Origin of the sequence: Pseudomonas kilonensis, from assembly GCF_001269885.1 — a bacterium.
Lineage (GTDB): Bacteria > Pseudomonadota > Gammaproteobacteria > Pseudomonadales > Pseudomonadaceae > Aquipseudomonas > Aquipseudomonas kilonensis.
Genome location: NZ_LHVH01000035.1, coordinates 485,715 through 499,454, shown reverse-complemented (window position 1 = coordinate 499,454; position 13,740 = coordinate 485,715). Strand labels below are relative to the sequence as shown.

The window sequence follows — 13,740 nt, the reverse complement described above, 5'->3', positions numbered from 1 at the left end:
AGCTTGGAAGGGACTCAGGTGGCGATAGCGCCGCGCTGAGCTGGTCAACACTTAAAAGAGAACACAACTATGCTTTTCTCCCGTAAACCTTTGGCTTCGGTTTCCAAGCGTCACTTGCTGATGGTCGCTGTCGGCTTCAGCACCGTACTGACCGGCTGCGCCACGTCGCCGACCTCCAAGGTCGCCTCGAGCACCAAGGTCGAGTACTACCCGAATTGCTACGAGCCGGTGCAGCACCTGCGTTCCACCGAAGGCAACATGACCAAGTCCGTGGTCACCGGCGCTGCCGTCGGCGCGGTCGGTGGTGCACTGCTGGGCGTCCTGACCGCCGATAAGGAAGACCGTGGCCGCAACGCCGCCATCGGTGCCGCGGGCGGCGCCCTGGCCGGTGGTGCAGCCGGTTACTACACCGAGCGCCAGAAGCAGATCGCCGATGACAACATGCGCATCGCCTCCTACGCTGCCGACGTCAGCAAAAGCGCGTCGGACATCGACCGCAGCACTGCCTACGCCAAGGCTTCGCAGCAGTGCTACCAGAGCGCGTTCAGCAAACTGGTTGCCGACCGCAAGGCCAAGACCGTCAATGACACTGAAGGCCGCAAGCGCCTGGCAGAAATCGTCGCCGGCCTGAAAGAGTCGAACGACCTGATTGTCGCGGTCAACGGCAAAGCGTCCGAAGACCTGAACAACTACACCCAGGCTTACGAGAAAGACCTGCAGCAAGTGGGTGTGCAGCGTACTGACGTGGTGACTGTGGCCACTGCCGATACCACGCAGGTTGTGGCGCAGACCAGCACCAAGACCAAGAAGAAAGTGACGCCGGCGAAGAAGAAAGAACTGCCAACCGTGCCTAAAGAAGCGGTCGCCACTGAGAAAACCTTGCAGGACGCCAAGGCCAAACAGGATCAAAGCAAGCAGGTCGCCAGCGCGGGTACCACTCAGGTCAACAGCATGTGCAAAAACCCGGACCTGGGCGACTGGGCACCGGTGCCTTGCCCGAATGTTTGATTGAGTGATGGTGGCTGGTCGTTGATCAGCAGCCAAAACCCAAAACCTTGTGGGAGCGAGCCTGCTCGCGATAGCGTCGGTTCAGTTGGCATTAATGTCGACTGACCCGCCGCCATCGCGAGCAAGCTCGCTCCCACAGTTGTTTTTGGGGGCATATCCGTTGCTGCGGTAACGGCGGCTTAGGGTTCCGCCCTTACGGCGGGTCACTTTTTTCAGACGCCAAAAAAGTAACCAAAAAGGCTTTGCCCCACCACTCGGCACCTCGCTTAGGCTCGGTGTGCCCTCACTCCGGCATTGCTCCGTGGGCCCGCCGCGAAGGGCCATCCATGGCCCAGCGCGGCTACCTCGGCATCCATGCCGAGGTGCCCACTGCGCAATACCTGCGTTCGGCCATCGTGGTTAACGGGGCGCCGAAATCAACGTCCACCGCGAGGCGGCCTAACAGCCGGCCTGGCTCTTGCGGTCGTACACCCCTCAGATCTGTTTGAGCAGGACCTGTGGGAGCAAAGCTTGCTCGCGAGGCGGCCTTATAGCCGACCTGGTTCTCCCGGTCGTACACCCGTCAGATCTGTTTGAGCAGGACCTGTGGGAGCAAAGCTTGCTCGCGAGGCGGCCTTATAGCCGACCTATCTCTCCAGCCGTACCCCAATCCAACTGTGGGAGCGGGCTTGCTCGCGAAGGCGTCTGTTCAGTCGGTATCGATGTTGCCTGATACTCCGCTTTCGCGAGCAAGCCCGCTCCCACAATGGATTGGCGTTGAACTTGAGATTCGGTTCGACACAGAACCCTGTGGGAGCGAGCTTGCTCGCGATGGCGCCGGTTCAGCCTGCATCAATGCAAAGCTCTATACCTTGGCGCCGGGCGCCACCGCCTCCTTGGTTTCCAGATGATCCAACGCCCGCTCAACCAACAACTGCACCCCATCGGCCATGCGACTGATCGCCAGGGCGACACAGCGGCGTGAGTCATCCACGTCGTCAGCCAGGTCGGCGGCGATGGTGCTGATGGAGAGCAGGTCTTCGGAAGCGTTGGCCAGCAAGGTTTCGGTGTCGATGTGGGGGGCGACGATGAACAGCTTGGTGCTGTCGGGTTCGGGCGGTGAGGCGGGCTTGGGGTTGAGGTAGTAGTCGAGGGCGCGGGTGGCGGCGTCATCGAGCTTTTTTTCTTCCTGCGCTTGGACGCGGGATTTGTGGCCGTTTTGCGGTGGATTGGGAGTGACCTTGAACATATTATTTTTCCGGTATTGGGGCTGACATCCTCTCGCTTGCATTCGAAAAGGGTGGCAACTGTGCGTAAGTGTGCAAGACCGGCCCGGAGTATCCGGCAGACCCGAAGGTCTCCCACGCACAGTTGCCATAACGGGGCGCGAGCATAAAAAAATGCTCGTCCAATAGCTATAACCAATTGTGCTCCAGGTCGGACTTGCACGTCCGTGTCACCGTTTTTTGCGATGACGAACAGAGGTTAGCGGCGCTCGTAAGCGCTGCCTAGTTCATGAACAGCCCGGCGTTTTGAAGGAAATGTCCGAGGAACAGGAGAGCAAAAAGATCAAAAGATCGCAGCCTTCGGCAGCTCCTACGGAAATCGATGTAGGAGCTGCCGAAGGCTGCGATCTTTTGCTTTTGAGTTTTGTGACTTGGCAGTCATCTTTCGCGAAAATCAGCTTATCTTCCGACAAAGCGATCCGATGATGGTGTTACGCCGAGGAATCGCTAAACTGCCAGCCAATCATCTTTCATCACGAGGCTGTGCCCATGAAATTTCGTTTTCTGCTGTGGATGCTGGGGTTGTTGATGGGCAAGGCCAGTCGGACCAATCCGGCGTTCCAGCAGCAGTTGGGCGACAAGGAATTGGTGTTTCAGCTGCAAACCCTGGACGGCAAGGTCGCCCGGCATTTCACGGTGAAAAACCAGCGCATCACTAGCCAGTCCGGCACTTACCCGGAGCCTGCGTTCGCCATTGCCTTCAAGGACGCCGCCTATGGCTTCGCCACGATGCAGGCCAAGAACAAGCAGCTGGCGTTCATGACGGGGATTCAGGACAAGTCGATCCAGATCAAGGGCAACCCGGCGCTGGTGATCTGGTTCCAGGGGCTGATGAAGTATTTGAAGCCGAGGAAGGCCAAGAAAGTTTGAGCCGCGCAGACCCTTGTGCCAAAGGGCAAAGGGATTAGTGTGGCGAGGGGATTTATCCCCGCTGGACTGCGCAGCAGGCCCCAAAGGACTAACTGCGGCGAGCCTGCATAAGCGGTGAATCAGGTTTTAGGGCTGCTTCGCAGCCCAGCGGGGATAAATCCCCTCGCCACAAAAGCTCAGTTGCCAGTGTTGGCCATCAATGGCCAAACTGCGAAGCCAGCTCCCGCAGCAACACTTCCGCGTCCAGCACTTTGCTGACTACATCGTTGGCCTTTTCCCGGGTCAAGCCCACGCGTTCAAGCAGCGCGTCCGGGATTTCTTCATCCGGGCCGGAGCCGATGCTGCGCGAGCGCAGCAGGCGCACCGCCAGGCACACCAGGTTCGGATATTCGGCATATTCGCCGTCGTAGTGCGGGTCGTGCTGGAAGCGCAGGGCGGTGGCCAGTTCGTCGGGCATGTCCCAGTAGCGCATCAGCCAGGCGCCGATCTGCTCGCGACTGATGCCCAGCAGGTGCTGTTCCACGTAGCTGTGGCACAGGTGCGGGTTGACCTCCAGGTGCCGGCAGATCAACGAGAAGTGCGGCGGGAACACGTGGGCCAGCAGCAGGTAACCGAAGTTGTGCAGCAGGCCGGACAGGTAGGTCAGGCCGCCTTCGGGTCGCTGGGCGCGCGGCATGGCGCGGGTCAGGCCTTCGATGACGGCGGCGGTGTAGATCGACTGGTGCCAGTACGGCGTGGTGTGTTGCGGGTGGTCCTTGGGCAGGCTCAGGGTCTTGCCCAGGGCCAGGCCCAGCGCCAGGTTGATCACCAGGTCGAAGCCCAGTACCCGGACGATGGCATCTTCCACCGAACGAATCTTGCCGGGTGATGCGTAGTAGGGCGATGCCGCCCAGCTCACCACTTGCGCGGCCAGGGCCGGGTCGGTTTCCACCACGCCGGTGATGTCATCGATGGTCGCGTCGGGGTCGACCCGCAGCTTGATGATTTTCTGCGCGGTTTCAGCCAGCGGCGGGATCTCGATGGTTTCTTCCAGCCGTTGCTGGATACGCCGGGCGGTGAACGCCTGTACGGCCTGGGTGATTTCCTTGCGGTCGTCGTGCGGGCGGTCCAGGTTGGGGGTGATGTTGCTCACGGGTTCACCGAACGTCGCGGCGCTGGCCTTGGTGAGCATGGTCTTGAACGCTTCGCTGGTGACTTCCAGCAACAGCCCCGGCTCACCGGAGTTGATCAGCAACTTCGGTTCGCGCAGCAGGCTTTCTTCGTACAGGCACGGCGAGCTGGTCAGCGCCGGCAGGCCGGGCAGCAGGCTCAGGCTGTGTTTGCCGAGCATGCGCTCCAGGCGTTCGGTCGGCACCGCCGTGAGCTTGCGACCGGTGAGTTCGGCCAGGCGATTGAGGTCCAGCAACTGGCTTTGCGGAAACAGCACCATGAGCGCGCCAACGGCATCGTGCAACAACACCGCCTGCACTTTGCGGGCTGGGTTCAGGCCGGGTCGTTCGAGTACTTCGTCATAGCCGATGCCCAACTTTTCGAGCAACAGCCGAATAACAGACGGAGCGTGCGGGGCTTCGGGGACGAGGGCAGCTTCTGTCATGGTCTGTATCCGTTTTCATACAAGTTGGTCAGTATAACCAGCTTGTCCGGTACGCGCGTCTTGAAAACTGAGCGCGTGCTCACACTTGGCCGTATTGCTGCCCATGACGCAGCCAGCGATCCAGCAGCGGGCTGACGTGGTCGGGCCAGCGTTCCAGCAGGGCCTGGGCGGCGTCGCGTACGGCGGGGAGCAGATCGGCGTCGCGCATCAGGTCGGCTACCTTGAATTGAAGCAGACCCGTCTGGCGTGTGCCGAGCATTTCACCGGGGCCGCGCAACTCGAGGTCTTTTTCAGCGATGATGAAACCGTCGTTGGTTTCGCGCATGATCCCCAGCCGCTGGCGCCCGATCTGCGACAACGGCGGGTGATAGAGCAAGACGCAATGGCTGGCGGCGCTGCCCCGGCCCACCCGGCCGCGCAGTTGGTGCAGCTGCGCCAGGCCCAGGCGCTCGGGGTTCTCGATGATCATCAGGCTGGCATTGGGCACGTCGACGCCCACCTCGATTACCGTGGTGGCAACCAAAAGTTGCAGGGCGCCGGCCTTGAACTCAGCCATGACGGCGGCTTTCTCGGCGGGCTTCATGCGGCCGTGGATCAGCCCGACCTTCAACTCGCCGAGGGCGGCAGTGAGGTCTTCAAAGGTGGTTTCGGCCGCCTGGCAGGTCAGCTCTTCCGACTCTTCAATCAACGTGCACACCCAATAGGCCTGCCGCCCTTCGGCACAGGCGCCGCGCACGCGCTCGATCACCTCCACTCGTCGGGTGTCGGTGACCAGCACGGTATTGACCGGTGTGCGGCCGGGGGGCAGTTCGTCGAGGATCGAGGTGTCGAGGTCGGCGTAGGCGCTCATCGCCAGGGTCCGCGGGATCGGCGTCGCGGTCATGATCAGTTGATGAGGGCACATCCGCCCACCCACGCCTTTCTGCCGCAAGGCCAGGCGCTGTTGCACGCCGAAGCGGTGCTGTTCGTCGATGATCACCAGGGCCAGGTTCTTGAACTGCACTTCGTCCTGGAACAGCGCATGGGTGCCGACCACCATCGGTGCGCCTTCGGCGATCTGTGCCAGGGCGGCGACGCGGTTCTTGCCCTTGAGCTTACCGGCCAGCCAGGCGACTTCGATGCCCAACGGTTCGAGCCAGCGCTGGAAGGTGATGAAATGTTGTTCGGCCAGGATCTCGGTGGGCGCCATCAGCGCCACCTGATAACCGGCCTCCAAGGCCTGCAGCGCCGCCAGGGCGGCGACCACGGTCTTGCCGGCGCCGACATCGCCCTGGATCAGCCGCAGCATCGGCTCCGGCTGGCTCAGGTCGTAGGCGATTTCGTTGCCGACCCGTTGCTGGGCACCGGTGGGGGCGAAACCGAGGTTGGCCAGGTAGCGGGCCGGCAGATCCCTGGCCTTGGGCATGGCCGGGGCGCGCAGGGAACGCAGGCTTTCGCGCAGGCGTTGCTGCGACAGTTGATGGGTCAGCAGTTCTTCGAACGCCAGGCGATGCTGGGCCCAGTGATGGCCGAGGGCGAGTTCGTCGACGTCGGCATCGGCGGGCGGATGGTGCAGGTAGCGGATCGCATCGGCCAGGGGTGCCAGGTGGTAATCCCGGGCCAGTTCCGTGGGCAGCCAGTCGGGCAGGCTGCTGGGGCCGAGCAGGGTCAGGGTTTGCTGGCAGAGCTGGCGCAAGCGTTGTTGGGTCAGGCCTTCGGTGAGCGGATAGACCGGGGTCAGGGTTTCGTCCACCGGCGGCGGTTCGTCGCCGGTGATGGCGCGGTATTCCGGGTGATAGATCTCCAGCCCCGAAGCCCCGGGCCGCGCCTCGCCGTAGCAGCGTACGCGGGTGCCGCGCTTGAGGCCTTCCTTTTGTGCATTGCTGAAATGGTAGAAGCGCAGGCTGAGCCCGCCGGTGCCGTCCTGCAGGCGCACCACCAGGCTGCGACGGCGGCCCATGACTACGTCGGCGCCGCTGACGGTGCCTTCGATCACCGCATCCTGCCCCGGGCGCAAATGGCCGATGGGCACCACGCGGGTGCGGTCCTGGTAACGCAGCGGCAGGTGGAACAGCACGTCCTGGAGGTTTTCCAGGCCGACCTTGGCCAGTTTCTCGGCCATGGCTTCACCGACACCCTTGAGTGTCGTGACCGGCACTTTCGACAGCTCCGTCATGGCCGTGGCTTACTTGCCAGCGGGCGGCTTGGCCACGGAGCACAGACGGATCGAGTCAGCGAGGATCTCGATGGCCTTGGGCCGCGGGAAACTGGCGCGCCAGGCGATGGCGACGGTGCGGAACGGCACGGGCGGCGTCAGCGGGCGGACTTCGATCACGCCCGGGGCGTAATGATGGCTGTCCACTGCCGACAGCGGCAGGATCGAAATGCCCAGGCCCGAGGCGACCATGTGGCGGATGGTTTCCAGGGAGCTGGACTCCACCGTAGTGTGCTTGGCGCCTTCGCTGCCCTTGGTCAGGGTCGGGCAGGCTTCGAGCACCTGGTCGCGGAAGCAGTGGCCTTCGCCGAGCAACAGCAGGCTCTTGTCGTTGAGCAGGGCGGCGTCGATGGTTTTTTTCTGGGTCCAGGGGTGCTGGGCCGGCATCAGGACGTAGAACGGTTCGTCGTAGAGCGGCAGGGTCAGGACGTCGGCTTCGTTGAACGGCAGGGCGATGATGATCGCGTCCAGCTCGCCGTTGCGCAGCTTGTCGCGCAGCACATGGGTGAAGTTTTCTTCGATGTACAACGGCATCTGCGGGGCGACCCGGTGCAGTTGCGGAATCAGGTGCGGGAACAGGTACGGGCCGACGGTGTAGATCGCGCCGACTTTCAGCGGGGCGGTCAGTTGGTTCTTGCCGGCCTGGGCCAGTTCGCGAATGCCCTGGGCCTGCTCCAGGACCTTTTGTGCCTGGGCCACGATGCCTTCGCCCACGGGGGTCAGGCGCACGGCGCTTTTGCTGCGCTCGAAAATCAGCACACCGAGTTCGTCTTCAAGCTTTTTCACGCCCACCGACAGCGTCGGCTGGCTGACGTGGCAACGCTCGGCCGCATGGCCGAAATGCTGCTCTTGGGCGAGGGTCACGATGTAGCGTAATTCTGTGAGGGTCATGGCGAGCGTCCGTGAAGTTGCGAGCCAAGCATACCGGCTGCAATCGATAGACGCACGTTATCAGACTGGGGGTGCGGTGTGACACTGTCCAATGTCTGTGTGGTCAGGGATTTATTTAAGAATGTGGAATTGTCTGTGGGAGCAAAGCTTGCCCGCGATGAAGTTAACGCGGTGTTCGCTGGAACCGAGGTGCCTGTATCGCGAGCAAGCTTTGCTCCCACAGATGCCCTGGCTCCACAGATGGCTTTGCTCCCAATCCCCTGTGCTCCAAAACGCTTACCTGGAACAGGAAGCCCCTGTTAAGGGGCTGGTAATTGAGATCAACGCCGGCGCTTGTCGATGGAGTACACAAACGGTGCCGTCAGTTCGATGGTGCCGTTGGTCAGCAGCTCGGCCGGCGGCTTGGGCAGCGGTTGGGCTTTGCGGATCATTTCCAGGGTGGCCTTGTCCAGCAACTCCGTGCCGGAGCTGCCCACCAGTTCGAATGACAACACGTTGCCTTCGGCATCCACCACGAAGCGCAGGCGGTTGGTGCCTTCCTTGTTCATCTGCTGGGCCCTGGGCGGGTACTTCTTGTACTTGCCCAGGTGCGCCAGCAGCGTGCCCTGCCAATTGGCCTTGGCCGCCGATTGCGCGGGCGACGGGCCAGGAGCCGGTTGTGCGGACTTCTCGGCCACTGACTGGGTTGGCGGGGTGTCGCTGGGCTTCTGCTCCGACGGCTGTTCCTTCGGCGGCTCGGGCTTTTTCTCCACCGGTTTGGGCTTGGGCGGTTGCGGCTTTGGCTTGGGCTTGACCGGCTTGGGCACGGAAATCTCCGGCTTCGGCGCTTCGGCAAGCTTGGGTAGCGGCAATTCTTCGACCGGCTCGGGAGGTTGCGGCGGTGTGACGACTTTGGGCGGTGCCGGTGGCGGCGGGGCTGGTACCGGCGCCAGCTCGACCATCATTGCCTGGGGAGGCAATTCGATGGGCGCGCGTGATGTCCAGTTCAGCGCCACGGCGATGGCGAGCGCATGTACGCCCAGCACCACTGCCAGGCTACCGCTGTAACGCGTCAGCTTTTGGCGCGTCGTGATCATTTCTTGGGCGCCGTCTCGAGTCCGACCAAACCGACCTTCAGGTAACCGGCGCCCCGCAGCGCGTCCATCACGCTCATCAGGTCGCCGTAGTCCACGCCTTTGTCGGCCTGGAAGAAGATTGTCGTGTCTTTCTTGCCTTGGGTCTTGGCGTCGAGGGTCGCGCCGAGGGTTTCGGCCTTGACCTCGTCTTCACCCAGGAATAGGCGCTGGTCGGCCTTGACGCTGAGGAACACCGGTTTCTCCGGCCGTGGCGAAGGCTTGGCCGTCGATGCCGGCAGGTCAACCTTGATGTCCACGGTGGCGAGCGGGGCCGCCACCATGAAGATGATCAACAGCACCAGCATCACGTCGATGAACGGTGTGACGTTGATTTCGTGGTTCTCGGCCAGATCGTCGTCTGCGCCTTCTTTCAAATGCAGGCCCATGGCCGATTACCCCACTTTCACCATGTGCGGTTGCGAGCCACGCTCGGGCGGCAAGTGGTCGAGGTCGCGGCTGACCAGCAGCAGGACTTCGGCCGAAGCGTCGGAGACCTGGGCCTTGTAGCCGGCAATGGAGCGGGCGAAGACGTTGTAGATCACCACGGCCGGGATCGCTGCGACCAGGCCCAAGGCTGTTGCCAGCAGGGCTTCGGCGATGCCGGGCGCGACAACGGCGAGGTTGGTGGTCTGGGTCTTGGCGATGCCGATGAAGCTGTTCATGATGCCCCACACGGTGCCGAACAGGCCGACAAATGGCGCGGTAGAGCCGATGGTGGCGAGCACGCCGGTGCCGCTGCTCATGCTGCGACCACAGGCGGCGACCAGGCGCTCGAGGCGGAAGCTCACACGTTCCTTGATGCCTTCTTTTTCGCGGCTGTTGGCCGACAGGCGCATCTCTTCGAGTGCGTCATGCACCAGCAGGTTGGCAAGAGTGCCGGCCTTCGCGGCGGTGGCGCTGGCTTCCTTGAGGGTGGTGGCTTTTTTCAGGGCGGCGATTTCACCACGCAAGCGACGCTTGGCACCCAGCAGCTCGAAGCCTTTGGCAATCCAGATGGTCCAGGTGATGATCGAGGCGATGGCCAGGCCGATCATCACGATTTTCACGATGATGTCGGCGTTCTTGTACATGCCCCATGGCGACAGGTCGTGAGCCATGCCCAGGGTATTGTCGGCTTCGAGCACTTCAGGTGCGTCGGCTTCGACGGCTTGGGCCGGGTCGGTGGCGACAGGCGTTGCAACGGGAGCGGCCGGGTCGGCCGGTGCCTGGGCAGCAGCCGGTGCGGTGGCCGGCGTCGTGGTCGGCGTCTGTGCATCGGCGAACGCGGCGACAGGTGCCAGCAGCAGGCTGAACAGCAGGGCGGCTACCGTGCTCCAGGCACGAGGTCGATTGGTTGGCGAAGCGGGGGATAGAGAGCGTTTCATGCTGGCCGGACCTGAGAGGAAAAAGAAGGTTGATGTTCTTCCAGGCCTCGTGGGGCCGAGAACAAAAGTGGTGGGCATTATTGCAATTAATTCTTGTTAACAAAAGTAATACAGTTACTTTTTTTCTCACATGGCTAGCCGCTCGTCCCCTGCGAAGGCTAGTCTGCGGCTTTGCCAGAGGAGTTCTTGATGTCCGCGCCTTCTGTTTTGATCGCCGGCTGCGGTGATATCGGCGGCCGCCTGGCCAGCCAGTTAGTGGCCGAGCATTGGCAAGTCCATGGCCTGCGGCGCACGGTTTCGAACCTGCCGGCCGGCGTTATCGGGGTGGCGGGGGATTTGTTCAGCGAGCAATGCCCCGCTGACTGGCCCACCGGGTCGCTGGATTACCTGGTGTACAGCGCCGCAGCCACCGACCATGACGAAGCGGGCTATCGCACGGCTTATGTCGAAGGGTTGCAGCATGTGTTGAGTTGGCTGAAGCAGCATGGCCAGCGGCCCAAGCGCCTGCTTTTTGTGTCCAGCAGCAGCGTTTATGGGCAACAGCAGGGCGAATGGGTGGATGAAACCTCGCCAACCGTGGCCGGCGGGTATTCCGGTCGCCTGATGCTCGAAGCCGAGCAAGTCGCCTTGGACAGTGGCATCCCGGCCAGCCGCGTGCGCCTGACCGGCATCTATGGGCCGGGACGGGAGTGGCTGCTGAGCCAGGTCCGCCAAGGGTATCGCGTCGTGATCGACCCGCCGCTGTACGCCAATCGCATCCACGCCGACGATGCGGCCGGCTTGTTGGCGTTTCTGCTGGAGGCCGATCGCCAGGGCCAGGTGCTGGACGATTGCTACATCGGCGTCGACGACGCCCCTGCGCCACTGGCCGAGGTGGTGGGCTGGTTGCGCGAATTCATGGGCGTGACCGAGTGGGCCGAAGACGCCAGCGTGCGTCGCGCCGGCAGCAAGCGCTGCAGCAATGCCCGGGCGAAGGCCTTGGGCTGGACGCCGCGGTATCCGAGTTTTCGCGAGGGGTATGCGGCGATCCTGGAAGGGCGCTGCTGACACTGGCCTGCTCGGCGTGTGCTCGATGATGGGGTTCGGCGCCAAGGGCTAGTTCTCTATGGGCGCTTACCGTCCTGAGTACCTTCCGGGTCTTGACTTGGTTCATCGAGCTCGCCGAGCATTATCCGCTGCTTGCCGAAGCCAAGAGTGATCTGCAGGCCACCCGCAACCGTTTCAGTCATCTTTTGCGTCGTCGGTGGGCCAACATCCTATCGAACGACCTGACAGCGACAAGGACCGTCATCAATGCAAGCCAGTTTCAGCAAAGGCGTTATCTTTGCACTCTCCGCCGCCGCACTTAACGCCACGATAGGCGTGCTCAGCAAAGTGCTCATGAGCAATGGTTTCACCGCCAGCAGTGTCGCCGTCATAAAGACCGTCCTGGGTTGTCTGCTGCTCTCGGCCTTGCTGCTGTTTATCAAGCGTCCGGCGACGACGGCCAAATGGACCCAGGCGGCGATCTGCGCGTTTCTCGGTATCTTTGTGCTGTTCCACTTCGAAACGGCTGCCTATCGGCATTACGCTGCGGCGGGGGTAGTCGTGATGCTGATGGCCAGCGCTTCCATTTCCTCGATCGTGCTCGGGCGCATAATCCTCAAGGATCCGATCACCGCGAACGCCACTGTGGGTGCCGCCTTGGCGATCGCCGGAATCGCGGTGATCTTTGGCGCCGATCTGCAGCAGGGCTTCACGCTCCAAGGCGTTGCGCTCGCGTCCATGGCGGGCTGCGGCTATGGGGCGTTTTCGGTAGCCATGAAACGGATGGGCGTGTCCGGTGGGCTGCACTTCACTCGTCAGTTGCTGTTCTTCGGCAGCCTGTACTTGCTGATGCCGGCTTCGGCCGACGGCTTCGTGATCGGTGAGCTGTCGCCCTGGGCGATTGCCGCACTGCTGGCGCTGGCCGCGCTGCCGACCATCCTCGGCTTTTTCTGTACCACCAAGGCAATCGAGTACCTCAAGCCATCCCAGGTGCAAGCCTTGGAGCTGACCGAGCCGCTGTTCGCCGCACTGCTGGCATTTGTTGTGCTCAATGAAGTGCCGCGCGAAAGCCTGTACCCGGGCGCACTGCTGATCATCATTGGGCTGTGTTTCTCCAATGAGCTGATCCGCCTGGGTAGAAAAAAGCCTGTTGCGTCTCGCGCGTGAACCTTTGCCGGGAGGGGGCGCTCGTACAGTTAGTTCAAAGCGCCCTATCTCTTACTGCTTTTCCAGCACCCACTGCCGAGTGCCCGGCGTGAACGAAGGCATTTCATCGGCCAGCGCGGCGTTGACGGTCTGGAAGATCTCCAGCTTCTTGCCGTCGCGGGCAAAGATCCAGGTGTTGCCCTGGCCGTTCTGTTGCAGCCAGATGTTGTCGTTTCCACCGCTCATGGAGGCGCAATCGCCGGCCAGGCACAAGGCATAGCGATCGGCACCCGGCAGGCCGCTGACCTGGCCGTCGGGCTGGAATTGCACGGTGGCGCCCTGGCCGGGGCCGCTGGCGATGTTCCAGGTGCCGCCCAGGTAGGCGGCATACAGCGCACGCTCGAAACTGGCGCCGATGGGCGCGCCTTCCGGGACCTGGACTTGTGCGCGATCGAACACCTGCTGCGGTTCGTTCTCGGTGGCGGCCTGGCTCAACTGGTCGCCATCGCGCTTGAGTTCGCTGGCGGAGCTGCCGTAGAAATCGACTTTCCAGGCGCCGTCTTCTTCACCCAGCAATTTGCCTTCGACGTTTTCAAAACCGTTGGTGTAGCGCGCCTGGCCGGCACGGGTGTTGACGTCCCATTCCAGGTTCGGGCCATAGCCCTGCAGCGCTTCGCGAAGCGGGCCGCCCTTGGCGGCAGCGTCGATGGCTGCCTGGTTGATCCAGGTGCCGCTGATGTCACGGTCGGCAGGGTCGCTGGCACAGCCGCCCAGAAGCAGGGCTGCCAACGAGAGAGCAAGCGCTTTGCGCATGGTGGAATCCTTTCAAGACGAAAACGGCGCAGCGGGGGAGGCTGCGCCGGCCTTATTACTCGATGACCAGGATGGCATCCATCTCAACCTGAGCGCCCTTGGGCAGGGCCGCCACGCCGATGGCGGCGCGGGCAGGGTAAGGCTGGTCGAAGTACTTGCCCATCACCTCGTTGACCTTGGCGAAGTGGCTCAGGTCGGTGAGGAAGATGTTCAGCTTGACGATGTCCTTGAACGAACCACCGGCGGCCTCGGCCACGGCCTTGAGGTTTTCGAACACCTGCACGGTCTGGGCTTCGAAGCCTTCCACCAGCTCCATGGTCTTGGGGTCCAGTGGAATCTGGCCCGACATGTACACGGTGTTGCCGGCCTTGATCGCCTGGGAATAAGTACCGATGGCGGCCGGGGCCTTGTCGCTGGTGATAACGGTCTTGGTCATGAATGACTCCTGATAACG

At 62.5% G+C, this 13,740-nt stretch carries 13 protein-coding genes; 4 read left to right on the top strand and 9 right to left on the bottom strand.

Annotated features, from left to right (window positions below; translation table 11 throughout):
* The first annotated feature begins 69 nt into the window (after positions 1–69).
* Positions 70–1,008: a type VI secretion system-associated lipoprotein TagQ gene (tagQ, locus tag AD662_RS27700; protein WP_046064481.1), complete on the top strand. Its 939-nt coding sequence runs from the start codon at positions 70–72 to the stop codon at positions 1,006–1,008.
* Between the two features lie 844 nt (positions 1,009–1,852).
* On the opposite strand, the gene AD662_RS27695 is transcribed toward tagQ, so the two are convergent.
* The gene (locus AD662_RS27695; protein ID WP_014340872.1) at positions 1,853–2,236 is read right to left on the bottom strand and encodes a DUF6124 family protein; all 384 of its coding nucleotides are present in this window, start codon (positions 2,234–2,236) and stop codon (positions 1,853–1,855) included.
* A gap of 526 nt (positions 2,237–2,762) precedes the next feature.
* Between AD662_RS27695 and AD662_RS27690 the strand changes: the two genes are divergently transcribed.
* The gene (locus AD662_RS27690; protein ID WP_018602453.1) at positions 2,763–3,143 is read left to right on the top strand and encodes a hypothetical protein; all 381 of its coding nucleotides are present in this window, start codon (positions 2,763–2,765) and stop codon (positions 3,141–3,143) included.
* Between the two features lie 196 nt (positions 3,144–3,339).
* Here AD662_RS27690 and AD662_RS27685 read toward each other — a convergent pair whose 3' ends face one another.
* The 6 genes from AD662_RS27685 to exbB form a co-directional block, all read right to left on the bottom strand.
* Positions 3,340–4,737 (bottom strand): aminoacyl-tRNA deacylase and HDOD domain-containing protein, encoded by a 1,398-nt coding sequence (locus AD662_RS27685; protein ID WP_053183033.1) that lies wholly within the window; start codon positions 4,735–4,737, stop codon positions 3,340–3,342.
* 79 nt (positions 4,738–4,816) lie between these two features.
* Entirely contained in the window at positions 4,817–6,892 is a 2,076-nt protein-coding gene (recG, locus tag AD662_RS27680; protein ID WP_053183029.1) for an ATP-dependent DNA helicase RecG, read from the bottom strand.
* A gap of 9 nt (positions 6,893–6,901) precedes the next feature.
* Complete coding sequence (locus AD662_RS27675) at positions 6,902–7,822, bottom strand: hydrogen peroxide-inducible genes activator (protein ID WP_003206891.1); 921 nt, start codon at positions 7,820–7,822, stop codon at positions 6,902–6,904.
* A gap of 320 nt (positions 7,823–8,142) precedes the next feature.
* Entirely contained in the window at positions 8,143–8,898 is a 756-nt protein-coding gene (locus AD662_RS27670; RefSeq protein ID WP_018602465.1) for an energy transducer TonB, read from the bottom strand.
* Entirely contained in the window at positions 8,895–9,323 is a 429-nt protein-coding gene (gene exbD / locus AD662_RS27665) for a TonB system transport protein ExbD (protein WP_003206888.1), read from the bottom strand. The genes AD662_RS27670 and exbD overlap by 4 nt, the downstream gene beginning before the upstream one ends.
* Positions 9,324–9,329: 6 nt before the next feature.
* Positions 9,330–10,301, bottom strand: a complete 972-nt coding sequence (gene exbB, locus AD662_RS27660) for a tonB-system energizer ExbB (protein WP_018602468.1) — start codon at positions 10,299–10,301, stop codon at positions 9,330–9,332.
* Between the two features lie 189 nt (positions 10,302–10,490).
* On the opposite strand from exbB, the gene AD662_RS27655 reads away from it, so the two are divergent.
* Both AD662_RS27655 and AD662_RS27650 read left to right on the top strand, forming a co-directional pair.
* Positions 10,491–11,348: an SDR family oxidoreductase gene (locus tag AD662_RS27655; RefSeq protein WP_018602470.1), complete on the top strand. Its 858-nt coding sequence runs from the start codon at positions 10,491–10,493 to the stop codon at positions 11,346–11,348.
* 246 nt (positions 11,349–11,594) lie between these two features.
* A complete protein-coding gene (locus AD662_RS27650) occupies positions 11,595–12,494 on the top strand; it encodes a DMT family transporter (RefSeq protein ID WP_053183023.1) in 900 nt (299 codons plus the stop codon).
* A 51-nt stretch (positions 12,495–12,545) separates the two neighbouring features.
* Here AD662_RS27650 and AD662_RS27645 read toward each other — a convergent pair whose 3' ends face one another.
* Positions 12,546–13,286: a hypothetical protein gene (locus AD662_RS27645; protein WP_018602475.1), complete on the bottom strand. Its 741-nt coding sequence runs from the start codon at positions 13,284–13,286 to the stop codon at positions 12,546–12,548.
* A gap of 55 nt (positions 13,287–13,341) precedes the next feature.
* A complete protein-coding gene (locus tag AD662_RS27640; protein ID WP_003206880.1) occupies positions 13,342–13,722 on the bottom strand; it encodes a RidA family protein in 381 nt (126 codons plus the stop codon).
* Positions 13,723–13,740 lie beyond the last annotated feature (18 nt).

Bases quoted from the DNA above. Each gene is read 5' to 3' on its own strand.
- tagQ (WP_046064481.1), top strand. From the start codon at position 70: ATGCTTTTCTCCCGTAAACCTTTGGCTTCGGTTTCCAAGCGTCACTTG.
- AD662_RS27695 (WP_014340872.1), bottom strand. From the start codon at position 2,236: ATGTTCAAGGTCACTCCCAATCCACCGCAAAACGGCCACAAATCCCGC.
- AD662_RS27690 (WP_018602453.1), top strand. From the start codon at position 2,763: ATGAAATTTCGTTTTCTGCTGTGGATGCTGGGGTTGTTGATGGGCAAG.
- AD662_RS27685 (WP_053183033.1), bottom strand. From the start codon at position 4,737: ATGACAGAAGCTGCCCTCGTCCCCGAAGCCCCGCACGCTCCGTCTGTT.
- recG (WP_053183029.1), bottom strand. From the start codon at position 6,892: ATGACGGAGCTGTCGAAAGTGCCGGTCACGACACTCAAGGGTGTCGGT.
- AD662_RS27675 (WP_003206891.1), bottom strand. From the start codon at position 7,822: ATGACCCTCACAGAATTACGCTACATCGTGACCCTCGCCCAAGAGCAG.
- AD662_RS27670 (WP_018602465.1), bottom strand. From the start codon at position 8,898: ATGATCACGACGCGCCAAAAGCTGACGCGTTACAGCGGTAGCCTGGCA.
- exbD (WP_003206888.1), bottom strand. From the start codon at position 9,323: ATGGGCCTGCATTTGAAAGAAGGCGCAGACGACGATCTGGCCGAGAAC.
- exbB (WP_018602468.1), bottom strand. From the start codon at position 10,301: ATGAAACGCTCTCTATCCCCCGCTTCGCCAACCAATCGACCTCGTGCC.
- AD662_RS27655 (WP_018602470.1), top strand. From the start codon at position 10,491: ATGTCCGCGCCTTCTGTTTTGATCGCCGGCTGCGGTGATATCGGCGGC.
- AD662_RS27650 (WP_053183023.1), top strand. From the start codon at position 11,595: ATGCAAGCCAGTTTCAGCAAAGGCGTTATCTTTGCACTCTCCGCCGCC.
- AD662_RS27645 (WP_018602475.1), bottom strand. From the start codon at position 13,286: ATGCGCAAAGCGCTTGCTCTCTCGTTGGCAGCCCTGCTTCTGGGCGGC.
- AD662_RS27640 (WP_003206880.1), bottom strand. From the start codon at position 13,722: ATGACCAAGACCGTTATCACCAGCGACAAGGCCCCGGCCGCCATCGGT.